At 46.2% G+C, this 15,310-nt stretch carries 10 protein-coding genes; 6 read left to right on the top strand and 4 right to left on the bottom strand.

The genetic code is table 11. The annotated features are described in order from the left end of the window. Window positions 1-3: 3 nt before the first annotated feature. Both LZG74_RS21365 and LZG74_RS21360 read right to left on the bottom strand, forming a co-directional pair. Complete coding sequence (locus tag LZG74_RS21365) at window positions 4-1,332, bottom strand: hypothetical protein (protein WP_233798523.1); 1,329 nt, start codon at window positions 1,330-1,332, stop codon at window positions 4-6. Between the two features lie 34 nt (window positions 1,333-1,366). After that, on the bottom strand, window positions 1,367-3,136 hold the full coding sequence (locus LZG74_RS21360; protein WP_233798522.1) for a M56 family metallopeptidase: 1,770 nt from the start codon (window positions 3,134-3,136) through the stop codon (window positions 1,367-1,369). A 150-nt stretch (window positions 3,137-3,286) separates the two neighbouring features. Here LZG74_RS21360 and LZG74_RS21355 point away from each other — a divergent pair, with 150 nt between their 5' ends. Both LZG74_RS21355 and LZG74_RS21350 read left to right on the top strand, forming a co-directional pair. Beyond that, the gene (locus tag LZG74_RS21355) at window positions 3,287-3,871 is read left to right on the top strand and encodes a carboxypeptidase-like regulatory domain-containing protein (protein ID WP_233798521.1); all 585 of its coding nucleotides are present in this window, start codon (window positions 3,287-3,289) and stop codon (window positions 3,869-3,871) included. Further along, window positions 3,868-4,239 (top strand): energy transducer TonB, encoded by a 372-nt coding sequence (locus tag LZG74_RS21350; protein ID WP_233798520.1) that lies wholly within the window; start codon window positions 3,868-3,870, stop codon window positions 4,237-4,239. Before LZG74_RS21355 ends, LZG74_RS21350 begins: the two co-directional genes overlap by 4 nt. Before the next feature lie 70 nt (window positions 4,240-4,309). On the opposite strand, the gene LZG74_RS21345 is transcribed toward LZG74_RS21350, so the two are convergent. Beyond that, window positions 4,310-5,530 carry a serine hydrolase gene (locus LZG74_RS21345; protein WP_233798519.1) on the bottom strand — a complete coding sequence of 407 codons (1,221 nt, stop codon included), beginning with the start codon at window positions 5,528-5,530 and terminating at the stop codon, window positions 4,310-4,312. Between the two features lie 122 nt (window positions 5,531-5,652). On the opposite strand from LZG74_RS21345, the gene LZG74_RS21340 reads away from it, so the two are divergent. The 4 genes from LZG74_RS21340 (at window position 5,653) to LZG74_RS21325 (ending at window position 14,050) form a co-directional block, all read left to right on the top strand. Further along, a complete protein-coding gene (locus tag LZG74_RS21340) occupies window positions 5,653-6,135 on the top strand; it encodes a response regulator (RefSeq protein ID WP_233798518.1) in 483 nt (160 codons plus the stop codon). Between the two features lie 103 nt (window positions 6,136-6,238). After that, the gene (locus LZG74_RS21335) at window positions 6,239-10,453 is read left to right on the top strand and encodes a hybrid sensor histidine kinase/response regulator (protein WP_233798517.1); all 4,215 of its coding nucleotides are present in this window, start codon (window positions 6,239-6,241) and stop codon (window positions 10,451-10,453) included. Window positions 10,454-10,629: 176 nt separating this feature from the next. Further along, window positions 10,630-11,022, top strand: coding sequence for a response regulator (locus LZG74_RS21330; protein ID WP_233798516.1), 393 nt, complete (start codon window positions 10,630-10,632; stop codon window positions 11,020-11,022). Window positions 11,023-11,029: 7 nt separating this feature from the next. Then, entirely contained in the window at window positions 11,030-14,050 is a 3,021-nt protein-coding gene (locus LZG74_RS21325; protein WP_233798515.1) for an ATP-binding protein, read from the top strand. 82 nt (window positions 14,051-14,132) lie between these two features. On the opposite strand, the gene LZG74_RS21320 is transcribed toward LZG74_RS21325, so the two are convergent. Continuing rightward, complete coding sequence (locus LZG74_RS21320) at window positions 14,133-15,152, bottom strand: ScyD/ScyE family protein (protein ID WP_233798514.1); 1,020 nt, start codon at window positions 15,150-15,152, stop codon at window positions 14,133-14,135. Between the last annotated feature and the right edge of the window lie 158 nt (window positions 15,153-15,310).

Genomic DNA, 15,310 nt, shown 5'->3' with positions numbered 1-15,310 from the left:
GCTTTATTTTATGCTGTTATGCACCCAGTGCATAGGTTCGTTCAGGCGGAATGGCTGGCTCTTTTTGCGCAAAAGAATGTGCAGCGAATCATTGCCGCCTTTCCCGTAAAGGAGCATGCGCGAGCTATCCGGTTCTTTATAATGCAATGTAAAGTTGCGGGTTGAGTCTCTGTATTGCATTTCAAATGTCTTTTTCGCAGTGTCCGCTTTGTAAGTAAAATACTCCCGTCCGTAGCGCATCAGCGGGCTGTCCGCAGGCTGACGTTTGATGCTGCCGCCATTCCATTTTTCAAAAATCACATTATCCCAGCGGGTTGTGTCCGAAAGAAGCGTTAGTGGCTTTTTGTTAACCTCAAATGCTTCCACATCGAAAAATCCCTCGGTAATAGTCGGTTTGTCCAGAGGCATATAGCCACCTTTCCCGTATGCCGACATATTTTCGTAAAAAGAAATCAGGCAAAACACAGCGATGAATAAGGTTTTCAGCGCTATTCTGGTTGTCCGTTGCCATTTTTTAGTGAGGTTAATCACTGGAATGGATAACCTCACATGTTGATTTTGAATGAAAAATGCCCAAAGCTTTTGCATATGCGGCACCTGGAGGAAGATAGCCATGAGCAGCAGCGCCGTGCTGAAAAGTTTCACCTGAATGTCAAAAAAGAAATTCAGCGCCACCACGTGGCCGATCACACCCACCAGGATCATCGCACCAAAAGCCGTGGTGCGCCGCGAGAGCATGAGCAATCCACCGAGCACTTCGCAAATGCCTGAGAATATCTCGTAGGAGGGAGAGGAGCCAATAAAAAGCCACGCAAAACGCATTGACGTGAATTCGCCAAGCGGCGTGGCAAGCTGACTAATGCTGGGTTCCGGCATCTGCATCGGGAAAATTTTGATAAACCCGTAAGTAAACATGCTAATTGCCAGCTGGTAACGTACAATCACTTGCAGCCACGTGTAAAGTGCATTATACTCCCGTCTTCGTGCATCCACAAGCGACCAAATTGCGGTCCCGATAGAGGAAATGAACAGCATGATCCCATTCCAGGTCCAGTCGTCGACCGTATCGCCGCTGCCGTTGGGCGTAATCTTGATATCAATGTGCAGGATATGTTTTTTCACCAGCTGAATCAGCCAATCCGCCGCGCCCCAGTGCAGGTCGTTGAAGAAACTCAGCAAGTCCCCGGTGAAAGGCATGCTGGAAGGCCAGGTCCACGGAGCAATGTAGAGCATAAAAAATAGGAAGAAAAAGCGAAATGCAACCTTTTCTTCCCATTTCCAGGAGCGTTCTGTGAGTGTAGCGGAGGCGTCCATATAATTGATCAGGCACATTTTGACCAATTAATATAGAAAGAAATTCTATTATCTATCCATTATAGCGCACACCTGTAAAACGAAGCCCTGTAAACCCATCCCAGTTATAGACCCATTCCGTCCAGCTGCGTTCCAGATATCTGGCTTTTAATTTTTGGTGCAACGATTCAGGCTGTTCAACGCCGTTAACGATCAAAAACATGTTATGGAGCTTGTAGGAAAGGTTTTCACGGGTTGTGATGATGCCCTCAGCCAGCAAATCCTCGATAAGGTTTTCCTGCATTTGAACTTCCTGCGCCTTTCTGTTTTGGCGATTTTCTTCGGCCAGCGCTTCTATTTCTTTATGCAATGCATCAATCTCAGCATTTCGTTTTTCTATAATTGCAGAAGAAATGCTCACCACTTGCTCTTGAAAATTAGCAAGCGTCGTGTTTTTCGATAACTGCTCCTTCCTTTTATCAAATGCATCAGCAAGCATTTTGGCTTCTAGCCTTTTGGAGTGAATGTCGCTTTTTTCCTGCCACACTAATAAATAAGCCTTATAATGTATCTGCTCCGCTTTTTTCAGATCCCGGGCCTTGATAGCAGCTCTTAACTCAGCTAATAACGCTGAAATGCTCGATGCTGAATCGTTTTCAAGTTTTTTCGGGTTTGTAATAATCCGCTTGCTTGACATGGTTGGAGCCAAAACTTTTGGTTTGTCTAAGCCGGGAGTCGCTTTTTTAAGAGTAAATGCCTGCTGCCGGATTGCTGCAACCGGCTTTGTATCAATTGTCTTCACAGGTGCAAAAAAGGCTGCTGAAATGAACGCGACGGCGATCAGGCTGCTGGTTATTGAAAATGTCTCCATGGTCGTTAGCTGTTTGTTCTTGTTGAAAATAATCCTTTTGATGCGGTTCAGTAGGTGGTTGCTGGTGCCGACAAACGATAATCCGCTGCTGGATAACCTCAACTCCTGGAATGCTACAAGCGCCTGCACCAATATGCCGCGCTCCTTCATAACCCCGATCACCAGCTCGTCGCAGCAATTTTCCCTTTCCAGGCGGATCAATTTCGATAACCATAGGAAAGCAGGGTTGAAGAAATAGATGTTTTCTGCCAGACTTTGAAGCAGATTCACAAGGTAATCCTGTCGCTTTACGTGCGCTATTTCGTGTAAGAGAATGGCTTCAACCTGTTCGTGGGGTAAACTCGTGAAAAAGCCCAGCGGGACAATGATTACCGGTTTCCAAAATCCTTGCAAAACCGGCACCTTTAGAATCCCGGATTGCAGCAGAAGAATCTTTTCATACACACCCATCCGGGCTGCAAGCTGGCGCATTTGCCATTTCCAGGCATCATCTACCGCCTGTACTTTCGTGTGCCTTATCCTGTGCAGGTGCAGGAGGCCGGTAACTGTCCTTACTGATTTGAATAGAAAGATTGTTAGCCAGACCATTATAATTTGCATCTGGTAATGGTCTGTAAATCTGCTAACTCCGTTTGTAAATGATGTACTGAGTTGCTGCGTTAAGAAGTGATCTCGTGCAAGAGTAATTTCACTACTATTGGCAATGCTGTCCGCAGCAAATGTCACATTCAAATCATTGATTTCATTCTGATGAATAATAAAAAAGGTGAAAGCATTACATACGATAAATGCCAAAAGCAGCCCCGCAAATAAATTATAGCGGAGCGCTGGCCGCGATCTGCCGGAAGTGAGCAAAATTATCCCGGTTAGCATTGCAACAATTAGCCCTTGCCATAGCGAATGGATCAATGTCCAGCACAATGCTTTTGCCAAAGGTTGAAAATCATGTGGATCCAAAAAATTGATAGCCATAGTTATAATGCTGTTGAGACCGCTTTCAAGACTTTTGTTAAAGGTAGGAAATAATTCGTACGAACAAATGTTTATGGATATTTTTTAGAAAAACTTTACTTTGTTAACGGATTATCATTTTTTATTTTACAATCCTACTGAACGAGTCCTATGGTCAAAGGTCAAATGTTGTGGAGCGCAATGTTGATGGGCATTCTTTGCCTTGTAGTGGTCGGTCAAAGTGCCGGTTCAAACCAGGTTTCTGGTAAAGAATTGATTGAAGTCAAAGGGACCGTCAGGGACATTAATGGTGTTGCGGTTTCAAATGCAGCGGTTTTTATCAAAGAATCCATCCTTGGAACCGTTACCAATGTGAAGGGCTATTTTGAGATCGCCGCTGTTCCTGAAAACAGTGTGATGCTGATCAGTCATCCTGATTTTGAGCCGGTTGAAATGCAGGCGAGGAAATCGGGAAAAGAGTATGAAATTGTTTTGAAAGGTAAGCCGGGGTGGGTCAGCCGAGCGGCGAAGGCCGAAGTCACTGCTAAAAAGCCGGTTGATAACCATGAAAATTCGGGAAGTGGGTTAGCATTGGAAAGGTGGCCGCGTTTTCCGGGAGGGACCAAAGAATTGGTTAAATTTCTTGCGCACCACATGCGTTACCCGGCAGAGGCAGTTGCAGCGGGTGTTGAAGGACAGGCTTCGGTTTCATTTTTTTGGACGAAAAAGGGAACATCAGCAGCCCGGTTATCGTGAACGGACCGGGGTGGGGGATTGACGAGGAAGCTGTTCGGCTGGTTGAGCATATGCCGCAGTGGACGCCAGCCAGGCAAAATGGGAAAGCCGTTGCGGTGCGCTACACCATTGTCATCCCGTTTGATCTGGAAGTGGAGAAGCTGCCGATCCATATCCGGGAAAAGTTACCGGATTTTTTCAACCGTAAAAGCCGCCTTACAGTCAACAAGCCTACATTCAAGAGCGGCACCGAATTCAAGGCGTTCTTTGACAAATCACTGAACCTCTCTCAAAAGGAGCCGCCGAAGACGGAGCTGTATCGGTATAATATGATCGCACGGCCAGTTATGATGCCTTTGCCCACCATTGATTTGAAATACAAAAAATAAGCGTGGCCGAAATCAGCCACGCTTATCACAACACATCTATTAGTCACACAAAGTTTCTGGCTTTGTACGATCAAGGGTGAAGTGAACTTTCGAACATTTTGGCCAGTACAACCGGATCGCTGATCTCACTTTCTGGCGAGTTGGCGAACACCGCAACCTGCACACTGCCGAAGTCGATCACCATTGTTTCGCAGTTTTTGCCATTGCCTCTTTTCCAGTAATAAGCGCCCTTGGATCCGTTCAGCTTACCGTCAAATCCGAGGAGCTTGTTTTTCATCGCAGATACGGATTCCATTTTTATCACCTTAAATGTCTTAACTGCATATTGCAGCTTTGCAAATTGGGAAGCGCTGATATAAAGGCCCGTAGCACCACCATTAATCAGATTATCTTCCTTCAACAAGCCGGGTTCTGAGCCGGATCTGGACGGATATCCCTTCGTTGCTTTTTCTGCGCTAAGTGGCCCGGTCGGAGACCAGGCTCGCCATTCTATTTTGTCTGCATGTTCCAGTCCGGCTGCGCCAAAAACATAGGTCCTCACAAAATTTCCATAAATCGAGGTCGCTACATAATAGACACTCGTATTTGTTGGTTGAGAATTTAGTGTATTCAACAGTCCGCTATCGCCTTGTTTGGCTAACTCTTTGGCCTGTACGTACGGTAGGATCAATGCCAGCAGCTCATAATTCGCATCGGAATACTGGTAGGCCTTTTCATTGAAAACGGTTGTGTTTATCGGACCTTCAACTGTTTTTTCCAGGTCATTCAGATTGGCATAATCGATCAATCCAGTGCGGTGTGCAAGTAGCCGTTCGAATGTCAGCGCTTTAAAGCTTGCGCTTGGCACCCAGCCCTTGGGCAGATAATTGTGCACAGTGTGCCCGAGCGTTAAGTTATATTTTTCCAAAACCCGCATGACGGCCACCGCTGTTACATATTGCGTAGTGGCAACAATTTCCTGCCTAGCATTGGCGCCATGAAATTCGAAGTTAGACTCGATCTTCTTTCTGGCGTAGCCGTCCCCACCATTGTTCACGTAAAATACTTTCCCGTCTTTAATGATGGAATAGCCAAATCCCGCAACCTTATCTTCCAGATACGTTTCAATGCGATTTGCAAATGCCACCTCGTCAAATTTGGTAGGCACACCTAGTTTAGCCGACTCGTCCGAACCGTCCAGCTCGACTTTTTCGTTTTCGGACAGGATTTCCTGATCCTTGCAACTTGTTGAGAATAAGACCGCGCCGAGCATTAAGCCACAGCTAACTGTTTTGAGCAAGTGATTTTTCATTGGATTTGAGTAGTTACCTTTTCAAATGGTTGATGTGAATATTTGATGGCAACAAAGGTATCGCAGCAGGGAAAGCCGAACTTTTAAGGGTTCGTTAAAAAGTATAAAAAAATATAAAATAGGTGACACTATCTTTTCCTCGGGACAGGATCCTGGGAACGGTTATTTTACACAGCCGCATTGGAACTGTGTGTGGAACGGATTACACTAAAATGAATAACAGCATATTACTTATCGACGATGATCCGGATGATCATGATATATTTGAATTTGCATTGGAAATGGCTTTCCCAAAAGCCACTTGCGAGCATTCCTTCAACTGTCAGGATGCGGTTAACAAAATAAAGGAAAGGCTTTTTCCATTGCCTGATAATATTTTTCTTGACTTCAACATGCCGAGGATGGAGCTTCCCATGTGCCTGTTTGCAATCAATGAGGCATTGGGCGTAAACCATGTGGATATTGTTATTCTTACCGGTCTGAAAGCGGCTGACCTTCCCAACTATCAGTCTTTTGGTGTAATGAAGGTTATTTCAAAGCCAAGCACCATTGAATTGTTGGCGGGTGAAATCAAAGATGTGATGAGTTACAAGGCCAGCGCGTGACGCTGCCGACAACCCTTTATCTTTTATTTACAAAATATATTTGCAGAGTGATAATTTACATCTAATTTACGTAGAAATAGTTGTAAATTGATTGTGACCCTGCATGCATAAAACCTTTACGCTCCTCTTTTCTCTTCTTTACTTATTTACACCTTCGTTCGCTCAGCATAAGCAGGCAATATTCCGACATTTAACGACCGGAAACGGCTTATCTCAAAACAATGTGACCTGCATTGTGAAAGACAGGCGCGGTTTCATGTGGTTTGGCACCCAGGACGGACTGAATAAGTTTGATGGTTACAAATTCACAGTTTACAGGAATGACCCCCGTAACCCACAGAGCATCAGCCACAATTATATTCATACCATATTCGAGGATAAACAAGGCAGGCTTTGGATCGGGACGGACGACGGAGGTCTGAGCCGGTTTGACAGTGAACAGGAAACTTTCACAAATTATCTGCACAAAGCGGGGAATAACAACACCGTCAGCCACAATAAGGTGCATGCCATTGATCAGGACAAGGCCGGAAATCTCTGGCTGGGCACCATAGGAGGCGGCATCAGTGTCTTTAATCCGGAAAAAAACACATTTCAAAATTATTCAAACAGTCCTCGCGTTGCCGGCAGTTTGAGCCACAATGTGGTGAGCGACATTACGGTAGACCGGAAGGGGGCCGTTTGGATATCCACCAGCGGAGGAGGACTCAACCGTTTTGATGCGGCTGCAAAAAGGTTTGTCATTTATAAAAACGATCCTCAAAGTCCGGCATCCCTGAGCAGCAATGATCTGAATGAGGTTCTGGAAGATTCCCGCGGCAGAATTTGGGTGGCCAGTGAAGGCGGAGGTCTTAATCTTTTGAATGCGGACGAAAAAACGTTCACCATTTTCCGGCACGATGATCAGCAATCGACAGGACTTTCTCATAACGATGTCATCTCTCTGGAAGAAGACAAAAACCACCGACTTTGGGTAGGAACCAGGAACGGGGGCATTAATGTGTTGCAGGAAAACAACCAATTTGCCCATTACACATATGACAAGAACGATGCGAGCGGGCTAAATAATGGATCTATATACAGCATGTTTTGCGATCCACAGGGCACCATGTGGGTCGGCACTTATAGCGGCGGGATTAATGTAATGGACCGGGAACCATTGAAATTTGGCTTGTTAAAAACGAACATTAACGATCCGAAAAGTCTGAATAATGATAACGTACTGACTGTTATTGAAGACAATGAAGGAAAGATCTGGGCCGGGACAGATGGAGGAGGAGTGAACGTGGTGAACCTTGAAACCAACCAGACCACTTATTTTACACACAATCCTAAAAACGAAAGCAGCATTGCCAGTAATTACGCAATCGCTATTTGCGAGGACGCTTACGGAAGCATATGGGTGGGAAATTACAAGGGCGGTTTGAGTTTGTATGATAAGAAAATCAATGCATTTAAGAATTTAAACCAAAGTGAAAATCCGGCTTCTGCAATTTATGCCAATGTTCACGTGATGATCAATGATGAAAGCGAGCATTGCTTGTGGATCGGCACGTCGAGAGGTTTACTCAAATACGATAGGACTTCGGGGAACGTAACGCAATTCCGGGCGGACGCCAATGTTCGGGGCTCTATCAGCAGCGACATGATTCTTTCATTAATGGTGGATTCCGCTGGGAATCTCTGGGTAGGAACCGAGGGAAGCGGGCTGAACCGTTACAATAAGAAAACCAACCAGTTTGCCAAATTCACATCGGATCCTGCACAAATCACAAGCTTGTCCAATAACCAGGTCAATGCCATTTATGAGGATAAAAACGGGCACATTTGGGTTGCGACCAGTGGCGGTCTCAATTTGTTAGACAAAAAAACGAACACTTTTAAGCATTACCAGCAATCGGATGGCTTGCCTAATAATGTCGTTCAGGCAATCACCGAGGACGACAGGGGCTTGCTCTGGATAAGTTCTAATAAAGGCCTTTCCAGGTTTAATCCAAAAACCGGTGAATTCCGCAACTTCGATTTCAGTGATGGCTTGCAGCAAGGTTCTTTTAACCGTCTTTCCCTGTTTAAAAACAAAGAAGGAGTCATATATATCGGAGGGCAATACGGGCTCAATTTTTTCCATCCCGACAGCATTAAGTACAATGCATACGTCCCACCCGTCTTTATCACTGATTTTCAGATTTTCAATCAACCCATCAAAAACCAGGAGGAGGGATCGCCTTTAAAAAATCACATTAGCGCAGCCAAAGAAATTACCGTTTCCTACGCGCAGTCCATGCTTTCCTTTGAATTTACCGCGCTGAATTACACACTGTCTGAAAAGAACCAGTATGCATACCAACTCGTTGGTTTTGACAAGGATTGGATTTACAGCGGGACGAACAGAAAAGCGACTTACACCAATCTCGATCCTGGTAAATATGTTTTCAAAGTAAAAGCTTCTAATAATGACGGAGTTTGGAACGACCAGGGAACAAGCATTGTCCTGCACGTTACGCCGCCATTCTGGAAAACGCTCTGGTTCCGCACATTGGCGGTTTTGTTGGCAGCGGGCCTCATTTACTGGTTCTATCGATGGCGGATCGGCGCTATGAAAAAGCAAAAGGATTTGTTGCAAAAGCAGGTTGAAGAACGCACCGTTGAGGTGATCCGGCAAAAGCAGGAACTTGAACTGCAATCCGCGGACCTGCAAACAATGAATTCCCGTTTGCAGAATCAGAACGAAAGAGAACTGGTGGCAAGGCAGGAAGCGGAAAAAGCGAACATGGCCAAAAGCGTGTTTCTGGCAACGATGAGCCATGAGATCCGCACGCCTATGAATGGGGTGATTGGTATGGCGTTGCTGCTGGCGCAAACGCCTATGAATGAGGAACAAACCGAATATACCGACACCATTATCAAATGTGGCGACAGCCTGCTCATGGTAATCAATGATATCCTGGATTTCTCGAAGATCGAATCGGGAAATATGGAGCTGGAACACATTAGTTTCAATCTTCGCGACTGTATTGAGGCGGTTTTGGATATATTTTCTTCCAAAGCGGCGGTAATTGGTCTGGACCTTGTTTACCAGATCAGTCCGCAGGTTCCTAACCAGATTATCGGCGACAGCCAGCGGTTGCGCCAGATCCTGATCAACCTTGTCGGGAATGCGATCAAGTTTACGCATGAGGGTGAAATTCTGGTGATTGTAAAACTGGTTAAGTATGTCAGTGATGATGAACTGGAAATCAGCTTTCAGGTTCAAGATACGGGCATAGGCATCCCGGCAGATAAGCTGGACCGCCTGTTTGTAGCCTTCTCACAGGTCGATTCGTCTCATACGCGCAAGTACGGAGGCACGGGACTCGGGCTGGTGATCAGTCAGCGCCTGGTGGAACTGATGGGCGGAACAATCAGCGTTGACAGCGAGCCTGGCAAGGGAACCAGCTTCCATTTCTCCATCCAGGCACAGGTCAGTCATGAATCCCAGCGGCAATATGTGCATTTTAACACTTCTGAAAACGACGGCAAAGCAGTCCTGGTCGTTGATGATAATGAGACCAATCTGCGGATTTTCCATGCACAAATGGAGCAATGGAAACTGGTGCCCACGCTTGCGTCATCGGGAAAACAGGCGCTCGAAATTCTGGATAGCGGCATGAAATTCGACCTGATCATTACGGATCAGCAAATGCCTGAAATGGATGGCGTTACGCTGGCCGGGATCATTAAGCGGCGCTTCCCAACATTGCCTCTTTTCCTGCTTAGCTCGGTAGGCGACGAAAAACGGCATACTTTCAAAGATCTATTCGCCGCTATTCTTACCAAACCGGTTAAGCATCAGCAGCTTGGGCAGCTGATCCAGATGGAGCTGAAAAATCAGGGCGACTCGGCCAAGCTGGTTTTACCTGCGGTGCAATCGCCACTCTCGGAGGCATTTGCTATTCAGTATCCACTGCACATTCTGATTGCGGAGGATAATCAGATTAATGAGAAACTATTTGTCAAAATACTGGGAAAACTGGGTTACAGCCCGATCGTTACCCGCGACGGCGCTGAGGTGGTCGCCAAAACCTTTACCAGAAAGTTCGACGTTGTTTTCATGGACGTTCAAATGCCCGAAATCGACGGTTTAGAAGCTACGCGGCTGATCCGCAAGCAGGAGATCGAGCAGCCTTACATCATTGCCATGACCGCCAACGCCATGAAGGAAGACCGCGAAGAATGCCTCGCCGCCGGCATGGATGATTACATTTCCAAACCCCTGCGCTACGACGACATTACATCGTCCTTAAAGAGGGCATATCTGGCTTGCATTTCGGCTGGGTAAAAGTGCTTGCAAGTATTCCGCTACGAACAGGCCGTGATCTTTTCGCAGAGGATTCTCAATGTACCGGCTAAACAAACTCAGCGTTTTCGGGAGCATTGCAAAACCACTGCTGGCGTTGAGGTTAGGATTTTTATTATCTTGCATTGCGTAGTTGCGCTTGCCCGAAATTTTTGAAAATGCTTGAAAATTTGATTGTATTCCTGATTGACGATGACATCGAAGATCAGGAAATTTTTTCTATCATGCTGGAAGACGCACTTCCTGATGCCAAATGCGTTTTTGCCAAAGACGGGATCCAGGCGCTCGAAAAACTGGAACAACCCGCATTCTCCCCAGATGTCATCTTCATAGACATCAATATGCCCAGAATGAATGGTATGGAATTTTTAGCAGAAATGAAAAAAAGGCCGTCGCTCATTCATATCCCTGCTGTTATGTATTCGACTTCCGATGAGAAGGCTATTGTTCAGCAATGCAAGGCACTCGGAGCATCAGGGCTTATTAAGAAACACGCCAACACGGATGAGGTAAAGGAAGAAATTAAAAGAATCGTAACGACCCTTTTCTAGTCATTTCATGGTAGACAATGAGTTAAAAAAGCTGGAATTCCTCGCAGGAGGAGGCGAAATGGGCGAACGCATCCGGCAATTTGATTGGGAAAAAACAAAACTCGGCATCCCCGAACGATGGCCGCAAAGCCTTAAAACCTGCGTGCGGATCATGCTCAGCTCCAAACAACCGATCTGGATCGGCTGGGGGGATGAATTGATTAAATTTTATAATGATGCATATATCGATATCGTTCGCGGGAAGCATCCCGTTGCATTAGGGCAGCCGGCTTCGGTGGTCTGGAAAGATATCTGGAAAGACATTGAACCGCTGCTTTCGCGGGCAATGAAAAAAGATGAAGGCACCTACGTGGAATCCCAGCTGCTGATCATGGAACGAAGCGGCTTTCCGGAAGAAACGTATTATACTTTTTCCTACACACCGGTGCTGGGCGCAGACGGATTTCCATCAGGCATAATTTGTTATAACACAGCTGATACAGACCGGATTATCAACGAGCGGGCATTGAGAACAATGCAGTTGCTCGATACAGTTGCGCAGAAGAAAAACGAACAGGAGGTGTACGCGCAGGCAACAAAAGCGCTTGCAGGGAATCCCCAGGATTTTCCTTTTTCTATGGTCTATAAGGTCAAAATGGATGGCAGCAGCGCCGAGATCGTCGCTTGCTCCGGCTTTGAGGAGGCTCCTGTGAGTGGGTTGATAGACCTGACCAACCCGGAAATAGCCGCTCCCGGCATTACAACGGCCATTCAGGAAAATCATATCGTGGAATCGGTCGTGGATGGTCAGTGGAAAGAGATCCCGAAAGGCGCGTGGGACATTGCGCCGCGGATTTTTGTGGATATTCCTATAAAATCCGCTAACCGCCAGTTTCCACTTGCAGTGCTTACCGTAGGGCTCAATCCATATCGCAAATTCGATGACGCATACCGTAATTTTATTCAACTGATTGCGGACCAGATCGCGCTGGGTGTGAACAATACGCTCGCGTACGAGGAAGAGCGGAAGCGCGCTGAGGCACTGGAAGCATTGGATAAGGCTAAGACGCTATTTTTCACCAACATTAGCCACGAGTTCCGGACGCCACTGATGCTGATCCTTGGACCACTGGAAGAATTGCTGAACAAGCCAGCAGGCAACCTCAATAATGCGGAAAGGCAGAGTATTGAAGTAACACATCGGAATGCTTTGCGACTATTGAAGCTCGTCAATTCGCTGCTGGATTTTAGCCGCATTGAAAGTGGCCGCCATCAGGGAAATTTTGTATCGACAGATCTGGCAACATACACCCGTAACCTGGCGGCGAATTTCAGATCGGTGATAGAAAGCGCTGATCTTCAATATAATGTGGAAGTTGACGACAACCTTCCGCCGGTTTATCTGGACCGACAGATGTGGGAAAAAATTGTCTTCAATCTGTTGTCGAATGCTTTCAAATTTACACTGGAAGGCACCATAACAGTGAGACTTTTTGCCCATGGTGACCATGCCGTGCTTACCGTGACCGACACCGGCGTCGGGATTCCGGAGAACGAGCTGCCGCATATGTTTGAGCGTTTCCACCGGATCCAAAGTACGGCAGGCCGAACATATGAGGGGACGGGGATTGGGTTGTCGCTGATTAAGGAGCTCATTTTGCTGCATAATGGTAACATCGAAGTGGAAAGCGTTGCAGGTGAGGGAAGTTGCTTTACGGTTTCCATTCCGTTTGGCACTAAACATTTATCCCATACCCAGATGCTGGAAGATGACGGCGGCCTGGCGAATGCGGGCTCAAATGTATATGTACAGGAAGCAGCCGCGCTGGTGGACACGCAATCGTTGTTGCCAGATGGTGGCAGCCCAGAGGTTGAGGCAGGATCGGGAGAAACAAATGAACTGGTGCTGATTGTAGACGATAACGCGGATATGCGCCAGCACATTGAGTCATTAGTCTCAACCAGATATGAAACCATTACGGCAACCAACGGCCTGGACGCACTCGATAAAATACAAAAATATAAGCCTACGCTCGTTTTGAGTGACATTATGATGCCGGAAATAGATGGTATCGAGTTGCTCAGGCGCGTAAAAGCCAATCCGGAGACCAGCCAGCTTCCTGTGATCCTCATCACCGCCCGGGCAGGAGAAGAATCCAAAATTGAAGGTTATGAAATCGGCGCGGATGACTATCTGGTAAAGCCATTTTCATCCAATGAAATGCTCGCCAGGATTACATCCCAGATCAAAATTCAACGGGCCCGCAAGCGGATCGAGGAAAGCCAGAAGTTATTTACAGAAGAGTTGGAGCAGCAGGTGCAGCAACGCACCAAGGATCTTTTATTAGCCAATAAGGAACTGGAATCGTTCAACTACATTGCCAGCCACGATTTACAGGAACCGTTACGAAAAATCCAGACATTCATCCATTTAATCCAGAAAAACAAAGCCGACGAGAACGCCGCAGACATGTATTACCGGAAAATTTCATCGTCGGCACAACGCATGAGCGAACTGATACAGTCGGTGCTGACATATAGCCGGCTGGCTAAGACGGGCGACGACCATACTGCGGTGGACCTTAACGAGATTGTAGCGAACATTGAAATCGATTTTGAATTGCTTATTGCTGAGAAACAAGCTGTTATACTTTGCGAGAATCTGCCCGTTATCAGGGCAAATGGTTTTCAGATCAACCAGCTCTTCTCTAATCTGATCAGCAATTCCATCAAATTTTCGACGGAAAAGCCCGTAATAACCATTAAAGCAGAAATCGTTGAAGGGGCAGATGTGGTGGCGTATGCTGCCATTAATCACGATCAGCTATTCCATCACATTACCTTTTCAGACAACGGAATCGGGTTCGAACAGGAGTTTAGCGAGAAGATTTTCAGCCTTTTCCAACGGCTGCACGGCAAGCACGAATATTCGGGAACCGGGATCGGGCTGAGCATTGTGAAGAAAATCGTGGAGCAGCACGGCGGTTACATTTCAGCACATTCAAGCCCGGGTAATGGTGCTGTGTTTAACATCTGGCTTCCTGTTTAGCATTTTTAATTTTAACTATATAAAAAAATCGCCTCCCAGATTAGGAAGGCGATTTTTTTAGCTAATGGATTCTTGATCCGTGTTAATAAGTGAGCTTATACACTTTACTGTTTCCAAGTGAAACGGCATAGTATGTGTTTGTATAAACTTTTTCAATGTCCGTTGGCATGTTCAGTCCGGCCATAACAACAGCACCGTCTTCACTGGTAACTGTTCCTGTATTTTGCTCAAACATGAAAGCGGATGAGAAACTGGCGAAATGTACAGCCAATGGCTTATTGCTGTCTGTTAGTACAACATCCACCAGTGTTGTAAATCCTTTTTTATGATCCGATACATTGCCATGCTGGTCAACAGTTTTAATTTCAGCCAGGCCCTCATTGAAAGGGAAACCTGTTAAAGATGTAACGTAGAACTTGCTGCCGTCCCAAGCGATACCCGTTGGAACAAAATCCACTGTCGGGCCGCCCACAGGTTTTTTAGGATTGTCGAAATCCGGGAAAGTTGCAAATACGCTTTTCGAGCCGTCACTTTTTCTGCGAATGATCATGTTACCCGCTGCGTCTGTGATGAAAAGATCTCCCTCAGGCCCCCATGTCAGGTTGTACAAATTGGATTCCGCAGTTGCCGGATCAGGAAGCTGTGATTTTACAAAACTGCCAAGATCTTCAAAACTAAGCTCACTTGCTTTCAATGGTGCGTCGCCAGGATTCCAGGACGAAACATTTGCTTTGTAAAGCCTGCCTTCCACGCCGTGAAGAATGTACAGCATTCCATCTTTATATAAAAGGTGCGTAAGCCCGCTAGGCATTTTTTCAACGCTGCTTTTAGATAAAAAGCCGGTGATTGCAGGATAAACCGTGCCATCAGGCCCGATCATGGAAACCCGGCCGTCATAAGTGTCGCCCTTGTCGGTAGCGCTGCCTTGTTCGGTTACCCAAAGTCTGTTATTATCGCCCTTGGTAATAGCGATCGGAGCAATTAGCGCACCTTTTGAAAATTCAGTAGAACTGAATTCAACAGGATCCGGCGCGTGGTCGGTGCAACTGAGGGCAGAAGCAAAAAGGAAAAAGCTCAGGCCAAGTAAACGAATGGTTTTCATAGGAATGAGATTAGAGAATTGTGAGTATAATTAGAAGCGGCAATATTAATAAAACAAGCTGCAAACGGACTATTCCGATATAGAGTTCTTATTTAATGGTAAGGTCACCCAGATGATCAGGCAGTGGGCCATTTGTATGTAGGGTATGAATGATAATG

Origin of the sequence: Dyadobacter sp. CY327 (genome assembly GCF_021390415.1) — a bacterium.
In the GTDB taxonomy this organism is placed as follows: Bacteria; Bacteroidota; Bacteroidia; order Cytophagales; family Spirosomataceae; genus Dyadobacter; species Dyadobacter chenhuakuii.
This window is presented reverse-complemented; position numbering and strand designations above follow the sequence as displayed.

Bases quoted from the DNA above. Each gene is read 5' to 3' on its own strand.
- LZG74_RS21365 (WP_233798523.1), bottom strand. From the start codon at position 1,332: ATGTGCCTGATCAATTATATGGACGCCTCCGCTACACTCACAGAACGC.
- LZG74_RS21360 (WP_233798522.1), bottom strand. From the start codon at position 3,136: ATGGCTATCAATTTTTTGGATCCACATGATTTTCAACCTTTGGCAAAA.
- LZG74_RS21355 (WP_233798521.1), top strand. From the start codon at position 3,287: ATGGTCAAAGGTCAAATGTTGTGGAGCGCAATGTTGATGGGCATTCTT.
- LZG74_RS21345 (WP_233798519.1), bottom strand. From the start codon at position 5,530: ATGAAAAATCACTTGCTCAAAACAGTTAGCTGTGGCTTAATGCTCGGC.
- LZG74_RS21335 (WP_233798517.1), top strand. From the start codon at position 6,239: ATGCATAAAACCTTTACGCTCCTCTTTTCTCTTCTTTACTTATTTACA.
- LZG74_RS21330 (WP_233798516.1), top strand. From the start codon at position 10,630: ATGCTTGAAAATTTGATTGTATTCCTGATTGACGATGACATCGAAGAT.
- LZG74_RS21325 (WP_233798515.1), top strand. From the start codon at position 11,030: ATGGTAGACAATGAGTTAAAAAAGCTGGAATTCCTCGCAGGAGGAGGC.
- LZG74_RS21320 (WP_233798514.1), bottom strand. From the start codon at position 15,152: ATGAAAACCATTCGTTTACTTGGCCTGAGCTTTTTCCTTTTTGCTTCT.